Consider the following 16,964-nt stretch of genomic DNA (forward strand, 5'->3'; position numbering starts at 1 on the left):
TTTTCCAGCTTGGTTCCGCCATGATTGCTTTGCCTAATTGCCGAACTTTGCGGCGGTAGTGTCGTAAAAGCGAAAAATAACGAAAGAAAAATGTATTATTTGTGTTCCATGTTAGCTATTGTGGATAGAATAAAGGCGGTAGATCAAGCAAGGACGGGGCAATGGACGTATACGATTTGATGGTGATTGGCGGCGGCATCAACGGCGCCGGAATTGCGCGCGACGCGGCCGGCCGCGGCCTGTCAGTGGCGCTGTGCGAGAAGGACGATCTGGCCTCGCACACCTCATCGGCCAGCACCAAGCTGATCCACGGCGGCCTGCGTTACCTGGAGTACTACGAGTTTGGCCTGGTGCGCAAGGCGCTGCAGGAGCGCGAAGTGCTGTTGAAGGCGGCGCCGCACATCATCTGGCCGCTGCGCTTCGTGATGCCGCATGCGCGCGACCAGCGGCCGGAGTGGATGATACGCGCTGGCCTGTTCCTGTACGACCATCTGGCCAAGCGCGAAGTGCTGCCCGGCTCGGAAACCGTCAGTTTCGCCAGGCATCCGTCGGGCGCGCCGCTGAAGGACGCCTTCAAGCGCGGCTTCGTCTATTCCGACGGCTGGGTGCAGGACGCGCGGCTGGTGGTGCTCAACGCGATGGACGCCGCCGAGCACGGCGCCAAGATCCACACCCGCACTGCCTGCGTGGCGGCGCGCCGCGACGACGGCCACTGGCTGTGCACGCTGGAGCGCGAGGACGGCAGCCGCTTCGAGGTGCGCGCCCGCGCGTTGGTCAACGCCGCCGGCCCCTGGGTGCAGAGCCTGATCGAAGACAAGCTGGCGATGCCGGCCAGCAAGTCCATCCGCCTGGTCAAGGGCAGCCACATCGTGGTGAAGAAACTGTTCGACCATCCGTTCGCCTATATTTTCCAGAACCCGGACCAGCGCATCATCTTCGCCATCCCGTACGAGAAGGATTTCACGCTGATCGGCACCACCGACGTCGAATATCACGGCGATCCGGCCCAGGTGGCGATAGACGCGCAGGAAATCGCCTACCTGTGCGAGATGAGCAACCGCTACTTCCACAGCCAGATCGGCCCGCAAGACGTGCTGTCCACCTATTCCGGCGTGCGCCCGCTGCTGGACGACGCCGCCGACAACGCCGCCAGCGTCACCCGCGACTACGCGCTGGAGACCGACCTGGCCGGCGCGCCGCTGCTGTCGGTGTTCGGCGGCAAGATCACCACCTTCCGCAAGCTGGCGGAAGAGGCGGTGGACAAGCTGGCGCCGCTGTTGGGCAACCGCAAAGCCAGTTGGACCGCCGACGCGCCGCTGCCGGGCGGCGACATGCCGGGGGCCGATTTCGGCCGTTTCCTGCAAGGCCTGCGCCAGCGCCATCCCTGGCTGCCGGCCCCGCTGGCCGAACGCTGGGCGCGCGCCTACGGCACCCGCGTCGGCAAGCTGATAGCCAAGGCCAGTTGCCTGGCGGAGCTGGGCGCGGAGATACTGCCTGGTTTGTACGAGGCGGAACTGGAGTATCTGGCGGAGCACGAATGGGCGACGCGCAGCGACGACATCCTGTGGCGCCGTTCCAAACTGAGGCTGCATCTGCCGGCTGACGCCGCCGAGGTGGTGGACCAGTGGCTGGCGCGGCGTCTGGCCGCCAGGCAAGAGGTTTTGAGCGCCTGATTGTTGCGCGTCGTCGATTCAAGCCCGGCTGAAGCCGGGCTTTTTTCTTGGCTTATTCGATGTCGGCCAGCTCCGCCATCCGCGTCGGCGTCGGCTGGGCCGTCGGATCGAGCTTCAGTTCGGTCAGCATGAACGGCGGCTTGTGGCCCTCGGCCAGCAGGAAGGCGGCGACGAAGTCGTCGAAGCGGTTCTTATCCTGAAAGCTGACCATGCCGTAGTTGGGCTCGAAGAAGCTGTACGTTCCGCCGCGACTGGACATGGCCATCGTGTGTTCGGCGGTGCGGAACACCAGCGCGCCGTCGCCGTGCGCGGGCAGGCGCGCGCATAGCTGGCGCTCGGCCGGCGTCGCGCCGGGTTTGAGGATGTCCACGCTGGCATCCATGCCGTTGCGCTTGCCCCAGCCATCGACCGCCTGCAGGTAGTTGCTCATGTCCTGCTTGGGGCTGCCGGTATTGGCGAACTGGCTGAATTGGAAGTCCTGCATCTTCTTCAGCTGGTTGAGCAGCGGGATGCGCGTCTGGCTGAGCGGAGAAGGCGCCCCGTTGCCACGTGGCCCGCGCGCCAAGCTGTCGCTGGCGGCCACCTGGGCTATCCATTCCAGCTTGTTTCCGCCGTTGCCGGTTTTCAGCTGTTCCTCGGCCCAGGCGTAGGAAAGGCCGTTGCACACGCCCTCCTTCATGTCGGTCAGTCCCAGCTTGGCCAAGTCGGCGCGGCAGGGTGTCAGTACCGCCTGCTTCTGGTCGAAAACCAGCTTCTGGTCTGCGCCGCCTTGGGCATTCAGCGTTTTTTCGAAAGGATTGGCTAGCAGCATGCGCATGCGGTCTAGCAGGCCGCCGCCGTGGCGGCTGACCACCGCGGGCTGGAAGCCAGGCACGTCGATCGGCGAGTTGCCCAGCGCGCGAATGCGGGCGGCCAGCGGGGATGCCGGTGCCTGGGCCGCATCCTGGCGCAGGGTTGAGAGGCCGGATGTCTGGACTATGGAGGAATGTACTTGCATGACAAAGCCCTTCGCGGATTGATAGCCGCAGTGTCTGCGCTTGGGTTCCGCCGGTCTTGCAGATTTCGCCGCCCGCTAATGCCCCATTAGCACAAGTCGTTTCCCTGGCGGCCGCGCCTTGTTTAGCATGGTCCCCCCCAGATTCGCCAGGAGCGCCGCATGCAGATATCCCTCACTCCCCGCCTATTGGGCCGCTTGCCGCAGATGCGGGTGGCCGGGCTGATCGCGCTTGATATCGACAGCGCCGCCTTGCCGCCCTTGCTGCCGGCGCTGGTCGACACCGAACGCGACGTCGACGCGCTGCTGCTGCGCTGGAAACAGCTGTATCTGGAGCTGCCGGGGGACAAGAAGGCGCGCTGCTCGCTGGAATACCTGGTGAAGGCGGTGCGGAAAGACAAGCTGCGCAGCATCCTGCCCTTGGTGGATTTGTACAACCAGGCGTCGCTGATTAGCTTGGCCCCGTTCGGCGGCGAGGACATCCGTGCGTTGGGCGGAGAATTGGCGCTGGACCTGGCCTTGGGCGACGAACCCTTCCTGCCGCTGGGCAGGGACGAGGCGGAAAACCCGCAGCCGGGCGAGGCGGTCTGGCTGGGCGGCGGGCGCCAGGTGGTGTGCCGCTGTCTGAACTGGCTGGAGTCCGACCGCTTCAAGCTGACGGAGCGAAGCCGCGACGCGGTGTTCGTCAGCGAACGGCCGGATGCGGACTTCCCGGACGGCGAGGCGGGCATGGACTGGCTGGAGGCGCGGCTGCGGCCGCACGCCGGCCGGCTGCAGCGCTTCCGCCTGGATGCGCGGCAGCCGCTGTTCCGGCTATAGCCGGAACTTGCCGACCATGGTTTGCATGCGCTCGGCCAGCGAGCTCAGGCTGACCACGGTGCCGCGCAGTTCGATGGCGGACTGCGAATTGTCCGCCACCATCTGCGCCACGGTTTCAAAGCGCTGGGCGATGCTGTTGCAGACGGCCTTCTGCTCGGCGATGGCGTCGCGGATCTGGACGACGCCGCCGTTGGCTTCATGCACGCTGTCGTTGGCGGCCTGCAGATTGCCCATCACCACTTCCATGGTGCCGCGGCTCTGCCGGGTGGCGGAAATGCCGTTCTGCACCGTGTTGCCGACCGATTGCGCGCCCTGGTTCAGCTGTTCGGTCACATTCTTGATCTCGCTGGCGGCCTTGGCCGAGTTTTCCGCCAGCTTGCGCACCTCGTCGGCCACCACCGCGAAGCCGCGGCCCTGTTCGCCGGCGCGCGCCGCTTCTATCGCCGCGTTCAGCGCCAGCAGATTGGTCTGTTCGGCGATGTCCTTGATCTGATTGGTCAGTTGGCCGATGGACTGGGTGCTGTGCTGGAAGGCCTGCGAAGCGTCGTCCACCTGGCCCATCACCTTGTCTATCACCTCGGCCTGCTGGTGCAGCCGGGTGACTTCGTCCAGGCCGTCGCGGGTCTTTTGCGCGCTGGTGTCCGAGTCCTGGCTGATGCGCGCGGTCTGGTCGGCGATGGTGTCTATGCTGGTGGCCATCTGCTCCAGCGAAGCCGCGTTGCTGGAGATGGCGTCGTTCTGCGTTTCCGCGCCATGGGCGAGCGTGTGCGCGGCGCGGCTCAGTTCCTGGCTGGTGTCGCTGACCTCCCTGGCGGCGTTGATCAGCTCGCGGATCAGCGCGCCCAGGTTGACGCGCACGGTTTCGCTGCAGGCGGCGATCTGGCCGATCTCATCCATCCGTCCGCTGACGCAGGGGCGGGTGAAATTGCCCTGCGCCAGCAAGGTCAGGTCCTCCACCAGCCGCTGCGCGCGCGCGATGATGGTGCGGTTGACGTAGTACAGGAAAAAGGCGATGCCCAGCACCGTGCCCAGCGCCATGGCGATGGCCACCCGCCACAGCGCGCCGTTCGCGCGCTCCACGGCGTTGGCCGCGGTGGCCTGGGCGCGTTTGCTCAGCAAGTCGCTGGCCTGGGTCAGCAGCTCGGTGGGCGGGCGGTCCATGCCGGCAACCTGCTTGTCGCCCACCTTGGCGTCGCCTGCCGCCTGTTTGAACGCGTCCAGGCCCTTGCGGTAGTCGTCGCCCATCTTCTGGTGGGCGGCGACGAATTGCTGCAGCAGCTGCTGCGCCTGCGGGTCGGAGACCGAGGCCGCCAGTCTGTTGCCTTCGTCGCGAACCTGCTGCTCGCGCTGCTGGAAATTGTTCCAGTATTTGGCCAGTTTGGCCGGGTCCTGGCCGCGCAGCAGCGTGTCTTTCCATTCCTGCACCTGCTTCTTGAAGTCCACCTGCATGGTCAGCACCTGCTGCATGCTGCGCTGGTCGGCGCCCACCTGGTCGCGGAACTCGCGGATGCCTCCCCATAATTGGAACAGGGAGAAAACCGAGGTGGCCAGCAGGATGCCGATCACCAGGGCAACGATCAGTGCCAGTTGCCGAGCTAGCGAGGTTTGGCGATTCATTGCGACGCTCCGTACAAAACATCCTGCTCTAGTTGTAGGGCAGTTGCCGGTCGGTTACGAAGAAATACTTAATCATTTCAATTATTTCCCGATGACGACCGTCCGGGCATGGACGCGGCGGAGGCGGTTTGATGAAGCGGAACTCGGCGGGCGCGGTGTGGACGGAGGCGGTGTGGATAAGTTCAGCGTTCGACGCCGGTTGTGGATAAGAGCGGGGCGCGGCCCCGCCCTGAGGTTTACAAGGCCAGGGCCGGTTCGGCCTGCTGGGTAAGGTCCAGCCGCGGCAGCGCCCGGCCCTTCTGGTCGAACACTTGGCAGTGGCGCGGATCCAGCGCCAGGTGGCGGCGGCTGCCCAGCGCCGGTTCGGCCTCGTGGCCGGGCAGCTTCACCGCGATCGGCTCGCCGACCCCTTCACACAGCGCGTAGACGATCTGCTGGTCGCCCAGGTGCTCTACCAACTGCACCGTCACCGGCAGGCCGGATTCGGCGAAGAACAGATGCTCGGCGCGCACGCCCAGCGTCGCCGCGCCGTCGCCGCCGTCGCCGTCGCCGTCGCCGAAGGGCAGCGCCAGCCGGTAGCCGCCGGGCAGTTCCAGCTCCAGGCCGGCGGCCTGTTGCTGCAGCGCGCGCGCCGGGATGAAGTTCATTCTGGGGGAGCCCAGGAAGCCGGCGACGAAGCGGTTGGCCGGGCGGTTGTACAGCTCCAGCGGCGTGCCCACCTGTTCGATGCGGCCGGCGTTGAATACCGCGATGCGGTCGCCCATGGTCATCGCTTCCACCTGGTCGTGGGTGACATAAATCATGGTGCTGCCCAGCTCCTTGTGCAGCCGCGCCAACTCTATCCGCATCTGCACCCTGAGCGCGGCGTCCAGATTGGACAGCGGCTCGTCGAACAGGAACACGCCGGGTTTCCTGACGATGGCGCGGCCGATGGCGACGCGCTGGCGCTGGCCGCCGGACAGCGCCTTGGGCTTGCGCTCCAGCAGGTGTTCGATCTGCAGCGTCCGCGCGGCGCGGCTCACCGCGGCGTCGATCTCGGCCTTGCTCTTGCCGGCCAGTTTCAGGCTGAAGGCCATATTGCCGCGCACCGTCATGTGCGGGTACAGCGCGTAGCTCTGGAACACCATCGCCACGCCGCGTTTGGCTGGCTCGATGTCGTTGGCCAGCTTGTCGTCTATCCGCAACTCGCCGGCGCTGATCTCCTCCAGCCCGGCGATCATGCGCATCATCGTCGATTTGCCGCAGCCGGATGGACCGACGAACACCATGAACTCGCCATCGCGGATGTCCAGGCTGACATCGTGGATCACCGCGTTGCCGTCGTCGTAGGCTTTGTGGATGTTTTTCAGTGACAGTCGGGACATCTTCATTGCTCCTGATAGGGGGCGCCAAGCTGCACCGGCAGCCGGCCGGCGGCGATGGCGTCGCCGGCCAGGCAGCGGCTGGCCGCGTCGAGCGCGGCGTCGGCGAAGCCGTAGCTGATCAGCGCCGGCGCGGCGATGTCGGCGGCGGCGTACGGGTTCCATAATGCCATATGCAAGTCCGGTTTCCAGCTTTGCCGCTCGCGCGCGCCGTAGCGCTCACGCGTGGTGGAGGCCAGCACGGTGTACAGGCCGTCCTGGGGCAGCGTGTCCCAGTGCAGCGCTTCGCGTCGCTCGAAGCGCACCACCTCCAGCGCGTGGCGCCGCGATAGCGCGGCGATCAGCCGGTCCGCCGCCAGGCCTTCTTCCGACACGCCGTCGGACGGCGCCTGGTCCTGCACCACCAGCCGCAGCCGCCGGCCTGCCGGCAACGTTGGCAGCGGGCCGTGGGCGGTGAGCGCGCGCTGCCAGGCTTCGGCGAACAGCGCTTCGTCGGCGGCGCGCTGTTCGGCGCGGTAGGGCGCGTCGGCGCGGCTGGGGAAGCGGCGGATCAGCGCGTCCACCCGCTCGCTGGCTTCGATCAGCCTAGCGGTTGCCAGCTCGCCGCTTGCCAGCGCCGCCGCCACCGCGTCGGCACTGTGTTGCATTTCGTCGGCGAATTGCAGCACCAGCGCCAGGTCGGCGCCGGCTTTCAGCGTTTGTACCGCACCGAAGGCCTGGCCCCAGCGCTCGCGTATCGCCTTCATGTTCAGCGCGTCGGTGATGGCGACGCCGCGGTAGCCCAGCTCGCGGCGCAGCAGGCCGGTGAGGATGGCCGGCGACAGCGTGGCCGGCCACTCGGTATCCAGGGCGGGGAAGCGGATGTGGGCGCTCATCAGCGCCGGCGCGTGGCCGGCCAGCGCCTTGAACGGCGCCAGTTCGTAGTCGCGCAGCTCGGCCTGCGGCTTGTCCACCACCGGCAGGTCGAGGTGGGAGTCGGTATGGGTGTCGCCGTGGCCGGGGAAGTGCTTGACGCAGCAGGCCACGCCCTCGGCCAGGTGGCCATCCATCCAGGCGCGCGCCAGCAGGGCGGCGCGCGCCGGATCGGCGCCGAAGGAGCGTTCGCCTATCACCGGATTGGCCGGGTTGTTGTTGAGATCCAGCACCGGCGCGAAGTTCCAGTTGACGCCCAGGCTCTTCAGCCCGCGCGCCACCGCCGCGCCGACCTCGCGGCTCAGCGCCGCATCGTCCGCCGCCGCCAGCGCCATCGCTGACGGCGCCTGTGGCAGGAACTGCGTGCGCATCACCGCGCCGCCTTCCTGATCCAGGCCGATCAGGATGTCGTCGCCCAGCGCGGATTTGAGGTCAGCCACCAATTGGCGGGCGCGGGCGGCGTCCGGCACGTTGCGGCGGAACAGGCAGACGGCGCGTACCTGCAGCTTTTGCAGCCGGGCGGCGTCCTCGCGGGACAATTCCGGGCCGGGCAGGTCCACCATCAGGCAGCGGCCGGTCAGTTGTTGCGGGGGCAGGCTCATTTGACGGCTCCATCGAAACCGCGCAGGAAATAGCGCTGGGTGAACAGGAAGACGATCAGGATGGGCAGCACGGTCAGCACCGCGCCGGCCGCCACCACCCGGGTCTTGAAGCTGAAGGCGCCGGCGAGGTAGAGCACGCCCACCGACAGCGGAAACTTGTCCGGGCTGGACATCACGATGGACGGCCAGATGTATTGGTTCCACGCCGACACCGTGGTGAGGATGGTCAGCGCCGCCAGCGCCGGGCGCGACAGCGGCAGCATGATCTTCCAGAAGATCTGCCATTCGCCGGCGCCGTCCACCCGCGCCGCGTCTATCAGGTCCTGCGGCACCGCTTCGAACGCCTGCTTCATCAGGAAGATGCCCACCGCGCCGGCCAGCGTCGGCAGTACCACCCCGCTGTAGCTGTCGGTGAGCTGCAGCTTGGACACGGTGATGAAGTTGACCAGGAAATTGACCTCGCTGGGCAGGATCATGGTGGCCAGGATGGCGCCGAACACCAGCTTGCGGCCGGGAAAGCGCATCCTGGCCAGCGGATAGGCGGCCAGCGCGCTCACCAGCAGCGTGCCGGCCACGCTCAGCGCGGTGATGGCGATAGAGTTGCGGTAGAAGGCCAGCAGATCGATGCTGTCCGCCGCTTCGCGGAAATTGGCCAGCGACGGCGCGGTGGGCAGTAGCGCCGGCGGAAAGCTGAACACGTCGCCGTCGCTGGACAGCGCGGTGATCAGCGTCCACCAGAACGGGTAGACAGTGATCAGGGCTATCGCGGCCAGCGCCAGGTAGTGCAGCGCGCGGTTGGCCAGCTGGTTCAGCCGCGGGACGGCGCGGCGGGCTGCGGGCAGGGTGATGGCGGTCATGGCGTCTCCTCAGCGCTCGCGCGGTTGCAGATAACGGAAGTTGAGCCAAGCCAGCAGAATGCAAAACAGCGACATCACCAGGCTGGCGGCGAGCGCGCGGCCGAAGTTCAGCGACTTGATGCCGAACTCGTAGGCATAGAACAGCGCGGTGTAGGTGGACTGCATCGGCCCGCCCTTGGTCAGGATCTGCACTTCTTCAAACGCCTTCACCGCCGCCAGCACCGACATCACCGAGCACAGCAGGATGGTGGGGGCCAGCAAGGGCACGGTGATGCGCCAGAAGCGCTGCCAGCGGCCTGCGCCGTCCAGTTGCGCGGCCTCGTGCAGATCGGCGGGAATGGCTTGCAGGCCGGCCAGGTACAGCACCATATACCAGCCTATGCCGCGCCAGACGGTGATGAACATCACCGCGAACAGCGCGATGTGGTCGTCGCTGAGCCAGCCCACCGGGCTGTTGATCAGATGCAGCCACCGCAGCGCGGCGTTGAGCACGCCGTCCTCGGTGTACATGAAGTTCCAGATGATGCCTATCGCCGACACCGAGGTGACCACCGGCAGGTAGTAGGCGGCGCGGAACAGCTTGATGCCGGGCAGCTTGTTGTTGACCAGCACCGCCAGCAGCATGGCCAGCACCTGGATCGCCGGCACCACCAGCAGGTACAGCGCCGAATTCTTCAAGGCAACTATGAATAGCTCGTCGGCGAACAGCTCGCGGAAATTGTCCCAGCCCACCCATTGCGGCGCGTCTATCAGGTTGTAGCGGGTGAAGGCCAGCACCGAGCCGAAGCCCACCGGCCAGAACGAGAACAGCAGCATCAGCGCGAGCGCCGGCGCCAGGAACAGATAGGCTTGCAGCGTGGTTTTGCGTGGTTTGCGCATGGCGGGCTCCATCGGGCGGATTGATGACTGCCCGCCGCCATTGCCGGCGGCGGGCGCGAGTCGCGCTTACAGCTTGCCGTTCCAGTAGGCGGCGGCCTCGTCCAGCGCCTGCTTGGCGTCCTGCCGTCCGGTCACCGCTTTTTCCACCGCCGCCGCGAGTCGGGCCGACAGCACGTCGGCGTTCTTCACCGACAGGAACAGGGTGCGGGTCTTGTCCAGGTTGGCGGCGGCGATGCCCACCGCGCGCTCGGCCGCGCCGGCGTTGCCGGCCACCTGCTGGAAGTGCGGGTCTTGCGCCGCCTTGCGGGCGGTGGGCAGGGTGCCGGCCAGCTTGGCGAAGGCCAGCTGGTTGTCGGCGTTGGTCAGGTAATTGCCGAACTTGCCGATTTCCGGCAGCAGCGCCTTGTCCACATTGCGCGCCACCGCGAAGTTGAACATCCAGCCGCCGGCGGCGATGCCGGTGGGGCCCAGCGGCGCGGCGGCGACGCGGGTGTCGCGGTACAGCTTGGGCGCTTCGTCGCGCACCCGGGTCAGCGTGGTCGGCGTCGATTCCAGCATCGCCAGCCGGCCGCCGTTGTAGGCGGCCATCGCCACCTGGAAGTTGTCCTGGGCGAACAGGTTGTCTTTCAACAGCGCGCCGGATTTGTAGGCGTCGGCCAGCTTCTTGACGAAGGCGACGTGGGCCGGGCTGGTGAAGGCCGGTTTGCCGTCCTTCACCACTTCCAGGCCATTCTGCATCAGCAGCGCCTCGATCTTGGTGGGGCCCAGCGTCGGCGCGAAGCCGGCGACGCCGGTCCTGGCCTTGATGGTTTTGGCGTAGGCCAGTTCTTCGTCGAAGGACTTGGGGGGCTTGTTGGGATCGAGCCCGGCTTTCTTGAACAGCGCGGCGTTGTAGGCGATGACGTTGGCGCCGTTGTAGTGCGGGAAGGCGTAGACCTTGCCGTTGAAGGTGATGTCCTTCAGCGCGCCGGCGACGTACTGGCCCTTGTCTATCAGGCCGTCCAGCGGCTGGATCAGGCCCTCCTGCTGGTAGTCGTAAGCCCAGGGCACATTGAGGTTGACCAGCGCCGGAGGCTTGCCGGCGCCCACCGCGGCGGTGAACTTGGCCTGGATCACATCCCACGGGTAGTCGGTCCACTTCACTTCCACATCGGGATGCTGGGCGTTGTATCTGGCGATCATGTTCTTGAAATAGCCGTCGAACTTGGGCGACAGGCTCATGGTCCAGACTTCCAGCACCGGCTTGTCGGCGGCGAGGGCGGCCAGCGGCGCGGACAGGCCGGCAAAGATCAGCAGGGACAGGCTCAGGGTCTTCAGTTTCATCGTGCGGTTTCTCCTTTTCGGCTTCGCTTATCGGAACCGATGGGTGAAGCGGCCGGCACTGGCAGACCGGCTACTTGGTGGATCAGAAGGTTTTGCTGTAAGAAGCGATCACTTTCACGTCGTTGCGGTCGCCTTTGCCGTAACCGGCCTGTAAGAATCCTCCGCTTCTGAACCATCCAGGGTAAACGCCAATGCTGAATCCCTTGAGCGCGCCGTTTTGGACGCTGTAGCCCACGCTGGCATCGATTTCCTTGACGGTATAGGTGCGGTTGGTGTTCGGATTGAATGCGCCGTTGGAGTAGTTGCCGCTGACGCCCATGGTCAGACCGGGAACTCCGGCTTTAGCGAAGTCATAGCTGACGCCCAATTTGATGACCTTCATGCCATCCCAGACGAAGTCGTCGTCCTGGCCCCAGGTCTGGATGAAGTTGCGGTTGTCGCTGTTGCCGTATGGCGTCATGCGGAAGTTGACTTCGCCGCCGTCCGGGTTGTGGCTCTTGCCTACGCCGCCCTGCAGCGTGAGGCCGCCAGTGGTGTAGGCCAGGCTGGCGCTGCCGTGCCAGGCGGTTTGCGAGTTGGGCAGGCCCAGCGGCGCCTCGTCCTTACCTTGGAAGTAGTAGGCTACGCCGGTCAGGCTGTCGCCGCCCTGCAGCTTCCAGGTGTAGGAGCCGGCAATCTGCGCGGTGCGGCGGTAGTCCTTGCCTTCGCCGAAGCCGATGTCGACGAAGGCGTTTTCCGGCGCATAGCGCAGGCCGACGCTGTTGACGTAGTCCACCTTGCCCGGGTTGCTGCCGCTGCTGCGGCCCTGCTCCCAGGAGTTGGTCATGTCGCGGAAGCGGTTGTCCCATTCGTTGCGGAACTGGTCGGCCCAGCCGTAGCCGATTTCGAAGTCGCCAAGCTTGTATTTGCCCTCAAAGCCGCGGTAGGAGTGGGATTGCAGACCGCCGGAGGTGCCCAGGGTGCCGATGCTGATCGGGGTGTAGCCAGCGCGGGCGGAGAAGCCCTGGCCGTCCGGCGACTGGCGGAATTTCACCGCCGCCTGGCTCAGAACCGCGTCGCTCTTGTCCTGGCCGCCGCCGCCTTCCGCCGAATTGCTCATGTCCTTGTAGTCGTGGTAGAGCACTTCGGAAAAACCGATGCCTTTGGTCAGGCGGATGGAGCTATGGGCGGCGGCGTCGAAGCCCAGCCTGTCCCAGGCGTAACCGGAGCGGAAGTTCAGTCCCAGGTTCAGCGCGTTGACGCGGATATCGCCGCCGTTGCTGTTGTTGGGCTGTTTTTCCTGCCTATCGCGTCCGTAATACAGCGCGCTGAAGGTGGTTTCCGATTTGGTCAACAGGTCGTAGACATCGCTCTCGGGAATGGCCTGGTTGGTGCCTTTCAGCGGCGGGCCATCGCTGGACGGCGGGACGGAAGGTTCTTCCTCCGCCAGGGCCAGGCCGGAAAGGGCGGCCAGGACGGCCAAGAGTAAGACGCGCTGCTTGTGCATTTTTTAGCTCCAGGTCCAGTTGCGGAATCCATGCGTGGAAGTCCTGGAGGCAAGTTAGCTGGTCTTATAGTGGTCTTCAAATGGTATGAGACTATTCGGGTTGAAATTGATTGTCATGGCGTTGTAATGTTGCCATGCAGGATAAATAATCAAAAAAAGTATAAAAATAACGCTGAATTGAACAGATTTATTTTAAATAAAACCAAAATTTGGAATTTAGTTTTTATTTTGTGCGCAAGATGCCACTGGTGTTGATCAGGAGCGAAACCAATTCCAATTAAAGACCATTTTTATTTTCATAAAGGAAAATAAATCGGCGCAAGGCAAATGCTGCGTTGCAATATCTGACGGGGAGCCGATCTGGCTGGAGGCGGGGAGGCAGGTGTCCGCGCGGACAGCCCTGCCGCCGGATGGGACGCCGGCGGCAGGGCAAGGTCAGGCGCGCAGCGCGGTGGCGGAGGGGATGGCCGGCAGCGATGTATCGACCGAATGCGCCTGCCCGCCCGCCGGCAGCTTGAAGTGGCTGATGGCCACTTGCAGCGCGCCGGCCATCTGTTCCACCTGGCTGGCGGCCTCGGCGGTCTGTACCGCGGCGGCGCTGGTTTCCTCCGACATCTGCGCCACCTGCTCGACATTGGCGGCGATGCCGGTGCCGGCCTGCTGCTGTTCATTCAGCGAGATCGAGATGGTGGACAGCGACTGTTTCACCCTCTCCACATTGCCGCTGATGCCGGCAATGGCTTCGCGGGCGCGGGTAGCCTGGTTCAGGCCCACTTCCATCTGGTCCACCGTGTTGTGGATGTTTTCCACCACGTGCTGGCTGCTGTCCAGCATGTCGCGGATGCTGCCGCTGATTTCGGTGGTGGACTGCGCGGTACGCTCCGACAGCTTGCGCACCTCGTCGGCCACCACGGCGAAACCGCGGCCCTGTTCTCCGGCGCGCGCCGCTTCTATCGCCGCGTTCAGCGCCAGCAGATTGGTTTGCTCCGCCACGTCGCGTATCACTTGGATCACGTTGGCGATGTCCTGCGAGCGGCTGCCCATCAGGTCGGCCTGCTGCTGCGAGGCGCGCGCCTGTTCCGCCACGTGGTTGATGGTGCTCAGCGTTTCGCCGATGATGGCCTCGCCGCGGTGCGCCAGCTCGCCGCTGGACACCGAATCCTTGGCGACGTCGCTGGTGTGGTCGTTGACCGAGCAGATGCTGACCGACAGCTGCTCCACCGAGGCGGACATCGACGACGCGGCGCGGGTCTGCTCCTCGGCGCTGGTGGCCACCTGCTCCGAGGCGGCGGCCAATTCCGTCGCGCTGTTGGACAGCCTGAGGGTGATGGCCTGCATATTGCGCACCAACTGGATCAGCGCGCTCTGCATCCGCGCCATCGAGGCGACGATGCTGTGCTGGTCGCCCGGCTTCACCAGCAGCTTCTGTCCCAGGTCGCCTTCGGCGATGCGTTCGGCCAGCGCCACCACGTCGCGCGGCTCGCCGCCCAGCTCGGAGAGCAGGCCGCGCACGATGGCCAGCGCCAGGAGAAAGCCTATCGCCACACCGGCGACGATCAGCCCGATATTGGCGGCATGGCTGAACGAGGCGCGCTGCTGCGACTGGGCGAATTCCTCCGCCGCCACCCGCAGTTGCAGGTCGACCAGCGCCGAGATGCGCTGCGCCACCGGGTCCAGCGCCGGGTACATTTCCTGGTCGACATAGGCTTGCAGGGCCGCCGCGTCGCCGGTCTGCACCAGCTGGCGCAGCTTGTCCACGCTGCGGTTGGCGGTGGCCATCGCCGCTTCCGCCTGGTCGGCCAGTTGTTTTTCCTCCGGCGTCAGATAGGTGGCGCGGTAGTCGCTCCACTGCTGCTTCACGTCGGCTTGCGCCTTTTGCAGATTGTTGAAGAAGCTGGCCGGCGTCTGGCTACGGTTGCGCAGCTTCTGCGCGTTGTCGACTATGCCGACCGCGTAGCCGTCGCCGACTATCTTCAGCTGTTTCAGGCACACCACCCGGTCGTTGTAGGTGGTGGCGAAGTCGCCGAGTATGCCCTCCTGGGTGCGCAGGCCGTACAGGCCCACCAGGATGGGGATGGTGAGCAGGGCGACGACCATGATGGCCAGACGCTGGCTGATGGTGAGTTGGCTGAACATGACAGGCTCAATGTGGTGGAGGGCGAGGCCTCCGATATTCTTTGGGTAGCAGCCGTCATAAAGCTAAGCAATTGGATTAAGCGGTTTTAGGTAGAGGCACCTAGGACTATTACGGACTCGAGCCGGCTATCTATAAGCCGATGATTCCGTTATACTTTCGCGCCCGCCATCGCCGGCGGCGATAACCCTTACTCCAGCCCGGAATTGCCATGAGCCTGTTGCCGCATCAAGTCGAACTGCTGTCACCCGCCAAAACCGCCGAAATCGGCCGCGAAGCCATCCTGCACGGCGCCGACGCGGTGTATATCGGCGGGCCGTCGTTCGGCGCGCGGCACAACGCCTGCAACAGCATCGAGGACATCGCCTCCCTGGTGAAGTTTGCCCACCGCTACCACGCGCGCATCTTCACCACGCTCAACACCATCCTGCACGACGCCGAGCTGGACGCCGCGCGCGCGCTGATCTGGCAGCTGTACGACGCCGGTGTGGACGCGCTGATCGTGCAGGACATGGGCATCCTGCAGATGGACCTGCCGCCGATCCAGCTGCACGCCTCCACCCAGTGCGATATCCGCGACGCCGACAAGGCGCGCTTCCTGTCCGACGCCGGCTTCTCGCAGGTGGTGCTGGCGCGCGAGCTGACCATCCCGCAGATCAAAAAGATCGCCGACCGGGTGGCCGATTCCGCCACCATCGAATACTTCATCCACGGCGCGCTGTGCGTGGCCTTCTCCGGCCAGTGCTTCATCAGCCACGCCGACACCGGCCGCAGCGCCAATCGCGGCGACTGCTCGCAGGCCTGTAGGCTGCCGTACACGCTGACCGACGAAAAGGGCGGGGTGGTGGCCTTCGACAAGCATCTGCTGTCGATGAAGGACAACAACCAGAGCGCCAACCTGGAAGCGCTGCTGGACGCCGGCGTGCGTTCGCTGAAGATCGAGGGCCGCTACAAGGACGTGCCCTATGTGAAGAACATCACCAGCCACTACCGCTTGCTGCTGGACGAAATCTTCGAGCGCCGCCCGGAACTGGCCCCGGCCGCCAGCGGCACCAGCGAGATCTTCTTCACTCCCAACCCGGACAAGACCTTCCACCGCGGCGCCACCGACTATTTCGCCACCGGCCGCAAGCAGGACATCGGGGCATTTGATTCGCCCAAGTTCGTCGGCCTCAGCCTGGGCGTCGTGCACAAGGTGGGGGATGTCTGGCTGGAAATCGCCACCACCGAGCAGATGTCCAACGGCGACGGCATCAACTTCATGAAGAAGCGCGAAGTGGTGGGCATGCAGCTGAACACCGTCAAGCAGGTGGGCAAGGCCGAGGGCGGCCTCTTGGTTTGGCGCTGCGAACCCAACGACCCGGCCGCGCTGGCCGGCCTGAAACCGGGCGCCGACATCAGCCGCAACCGCGACCACGCCTGGGAGCTGGCTTTGCTGAAGAAATCGGCGGAGCGCCGCGTCGGCGTATGGGCCACGCTGTCGGAAACCGCCGACGGCCTGGCGCTGACCTACACCGACGCCGACGGCTGTTCCGCCACCGCCTGCGCGCAACTGGCGCTTGAACCGGCCAAGGACGCGGCCCGCGCCGAGCAAAGCCTGCGCGACAGCCTGGCCAAGCTGGGCAACACCATGTTCCAGGCGCACGACGCGGCGCTCAATCTAAGCCAGCCGTGGTTCGTGCCGGCATCGGCGATCAACGGCCTGCGCCGCGAGGCGGTGGAAAAGCTGGAAGCCGCCCGCCTGGCCGCCTGGCCGCGCCAGCCGCGCAAGGCGGCGGTGGAGCCGCCGGTGCGGTTTCCGCAGACCGAGCTGAGCTACCTGGCCAACGTCTACAACGCGCTGGCCTGGGACTTCTACAAGAAGCACGGCGTCGAGGTGATCGAGCCGGCCTACGAGGCGCATCAGGAGGAGGGCGAGGTTTCGCTGATGATCACCAAGCACTGCCTGCGCTTCTCCTACAATCTGTGCCCCAAGCAGGCCAAGGGCGTGAAGGGGGTGATGGGCCAGGTGCGCGCCGACCCTATGGTGTTGAAGTCCGGCAGCGAAACCTACACGCTGAAATTCGAATGCCGTCCCTGCGAGATGCATGTGATGGGCAAGATGAAGAAGCACATCCTGAAGTCGCCGCCGCCGAGCGAAATCCCGGCCTCCGCGCCGATTACTTTCTTCAAGCAGCGGCCGCAGTGATTGGCTAGGGTGCGGTCCCCCATAGGAGCGACGCACCGATACGTGCGGCTGTTACGAAAAGGGCAAGCCTTCGAAGGCTTGCCCTTTTTGATTGTTTAGAGCATTGGACTGTTAATTCA

12 protein-coding genes are annotated in these 16,964 nt (G+C 65.3%); 3 read left to right on the top strand and 9 right to left on the bottom strand.

Annotated features, from left to right (window positions below):
- Positions 1-161: 161 nt before the first annotated feature.
- Positions 162-1,673, top strand: a complete 1,512-nt coding sequence (glpD, locus tag BI347_RS00925) for a glycerol-3-phosphate dehydrogenase (protein ID WP_071111649.1) — start codon at positions 162-164, stop codon at positions 1,671-1,673.
- 52 nt (positions 1,674-1,725) lie between these two features.
- Here glpD and BI347_RS00930 read toward each other — a convergent pair whose 3' ends face one another.
- Positions 1,726-2,670: a YopT-type cysteine protease domain-containing protein gene (locus BI347_RS00930; protein ID WP_071115114.1), complete on the bottom strand. Its 945-nt coding sequence runs from the start codon at positions 2,668-2,670 to the stop codon at positions 1,726-1,728.
- Positions 2,671-2,829: 159 nt separating this feature from the next.
- Here BI347_RS00930 and BI347_RS00935 point away from each other — a divergent pair, with 159 nt between their 5' ends.
- Entirely contained in the window at positions 2,830-3,486 is a 657-nt protein-coding gene (locus BI347_RS00935) for a B3/B4 domain-containing protein (RefSeq protein WP_083338611.1), read from the top strand.
- Here BI347_RS00935 and BI347_RS00940 read toward each other — a convergent pair.
- The 8 genes from BI347_RS00940 to BI347_RS00975 all read right to left on the bottom strand — a co-directional run bounded on the left by BI347_RS00940 (position 3,481) and on the right by BI347_RS00975 (position 14,659).
- Complete coding sequence (locus BI347_RS00940; RefSeq protein WP_071115115.1) at positions 3,481-5,103, bottom strand: methyl-accepting chemotaxis protein; 1,623 nt, start codon at positions 5,101-5,103, stop codon at positions 3,481-3,483. The genes BI347_RS00935 and BI347_RS00940 overlap by 6 nt on opposite strands.
- 236 nt (positions 5,104-5,339) lie before the next feature.
- Positions 5,340-6,467, bottom strand: coding sequence for an ABC transporter ATP-binding protein (locus tag BI347_RS00945; protein WP_071116308.1), 1,128 nt, complete (start codon positions 6,465-6,467; stop codon positions 5,340-5,342).
- Between the two features lie 2 nt (positions 6,468-6,469).
- Positions 6,470-7,978, bottom strand: a complete 1,509-nt coding sequence (gene nagZ, locus BI347_RS00950; protein WP_071115116.1) for a beta-N-acetylhexosaminidase — start codon at positions 7,976-7,978, stop codon at positions 6,470-6,472.
- Positions 7,975-8,835, bottom strand: a complete 861-nt coding sequence (locus BI347_RS00955) for a carbohydrate ABC transporter permease (protein WP_071115117.1) — start codon at positions 8,833-8,835, stop codon at positions 7,975-7,977. The genes nagZ and BI347_RS00955 overlap by 4 nt, the downstream gene beginning before the upstream one ends.
- 9 nt (positions 8,836-8,844) lie before the next feature.
- A complete protein-coding gene (locus tag BI347_RS00960; protein WP_071116309.1) occupies positions 8,845-9,714 on the bottom strand; it encodes a carbohydrate ABC transporter permease in 870 nt (289 codons plus the stop codon).
- Positions 9,715-9,780: 66 nt separating this feature from the next.
- The gene (locus tag BI347_RS00965) at positions 9,781-11,037 is read right to left on the bottom strand and encodes an extracellular solute-binding protein (protein WP_071111642.1); all 1,257 of its coding nucleotides are present in this window, start codon (positions 11,035-11,037) and stop codon (positions 9,781-9,783) included.
- 82 nt (positions 11,038-11,119) lie between these two features.
- Complete coding sequence (locus BI347_RS00970; protein WP_071115118.1) at positions 11,120-12,523, bottom strand: OprD family outer membrane porin; 1,404 nt, start codon at positions 12,521-12,523, stop codon at positions 11,120-11,122.
- 435 nt (positions 12,524-12,958) lie between these two features.
- On the bottom strand, positions 12,959-14,659 hold the full coding sequence (locus BI347_RS00975; protein WP_071111640.1) for a methyl-accepting chemotaxis protein: 1,701 nt from the start codon (positions 14,657-14,659) through the stop codon (positions 12,959-12,961).
- Between the two features lie 209 nt (positions 14,660-14,868).
- On the opposite strand from BI347_RS00975, the gene BI347_RS00980 reads away from it, so the two are divergent.
- Positions 14,869-16,845: a peptidase U32 family protein gene (locus tag BI347_RS00980; RefSeq protein WP_071115119.1), complete on the top strand. Its 1,977-nt coding sequence runs from the start codon at positions 14,869-14,871 to the stop codon at positions 16,843-16,845.
- Positions 16,846-16,964 lie beyond the last annotated feature (119 nt).

The sequence above is a fragment of the Chromobacterium sphagni genome, from assembly GCF_001855575.1.
Taxonomy (GTDB): domain Bacteria; phylum Pseudomonadota; class Gammaproteobacteria; order Burkholderiales; family Chromobacteriaceae; genus Chromobacterium; species Chromobacterium sphagni.

Coding starts and splice junctions, on each gene's coding strand:
- BI347_RS00945 (WP_071116308.1), bottom strand. CDS start 6,467: ATGTCCCGACTGTCACTGAAAAACATCCACAAAGCCTACGACGACGGC.
- BI347_RS00975 (WP_071111640.1), bottom strand. CDS start 14,659: ATGTTCAGCCAACTCACCATCAGCCAGCGTCTGGCCATCATGGTCGTC.
- BI347_RS00965 (WP_071111642.1), bottom strand. CDS start 11,037: ATGAAACTGAAGACCCTGAGCCTGTCCCTGCTGATCTTTGCCGGCCTG.
- nagZ (WP_071115116.1), bottom strand. CDS start 7,978: ATGAGCCTGCCCCCGCAACAACTGACCGGCCGCTGCCTGATGGTGGAC.
- glpD (WP_071111649.1), top strand. CDS start 162: ATGGACGTATACGATTTGATGGTGATTGGCGGCGGCATCAACGGCGCC.
- BI347_RS00935 (WP_083338611.1), top strand. CDS start 2,830: ATGCAGATATCCCTCACTCCCCGCCTATTGGGCCGCTTGCCGCAGATG.
- BI347_RS00970 (WP_071115118.1), bottom strand. CDS start 12,523: ATGCACAAGCAGCGCGTCTTACTCTTGGCCGTCCTGGCCGCCCTTTCC.
- BI347_RS00960 (WP_071116309.1), bottom strand. CDS start 9,714: ATGCGCAAACCACGCAAAACCACGCTGCAAGCCTATCTGTTCCTGGCG.
- BI347_RS00940 (WP_071115115.1), bottom strand. CDS start 5,103: ATGAATCGCCAAACCTCGCTAGCTCGGCAACTGGCACTGATCGTTGCC.
- BI347_RS00930 (WP_071115114.1), bottom strand. CDS start 2,670: ATGCAAGTACATTCCTCCATAGTCCAGACATCCGGCCTCTCAACCCTG.
- BI347_RS00980 (WP_071115119.1), top strand. CDS start 14,869: ATGAGCCTGTTGCCGCATCAAGTCGAACTGCTGTCACCCGCCAAAACC.
- BI347_RS00955 (WP_071115117.1), bottom strand. CDS start 8,835: ATGACCGCCATCACCCTGCCCGCAGCCCGCCGCGCCGTCCCGCGGCTG.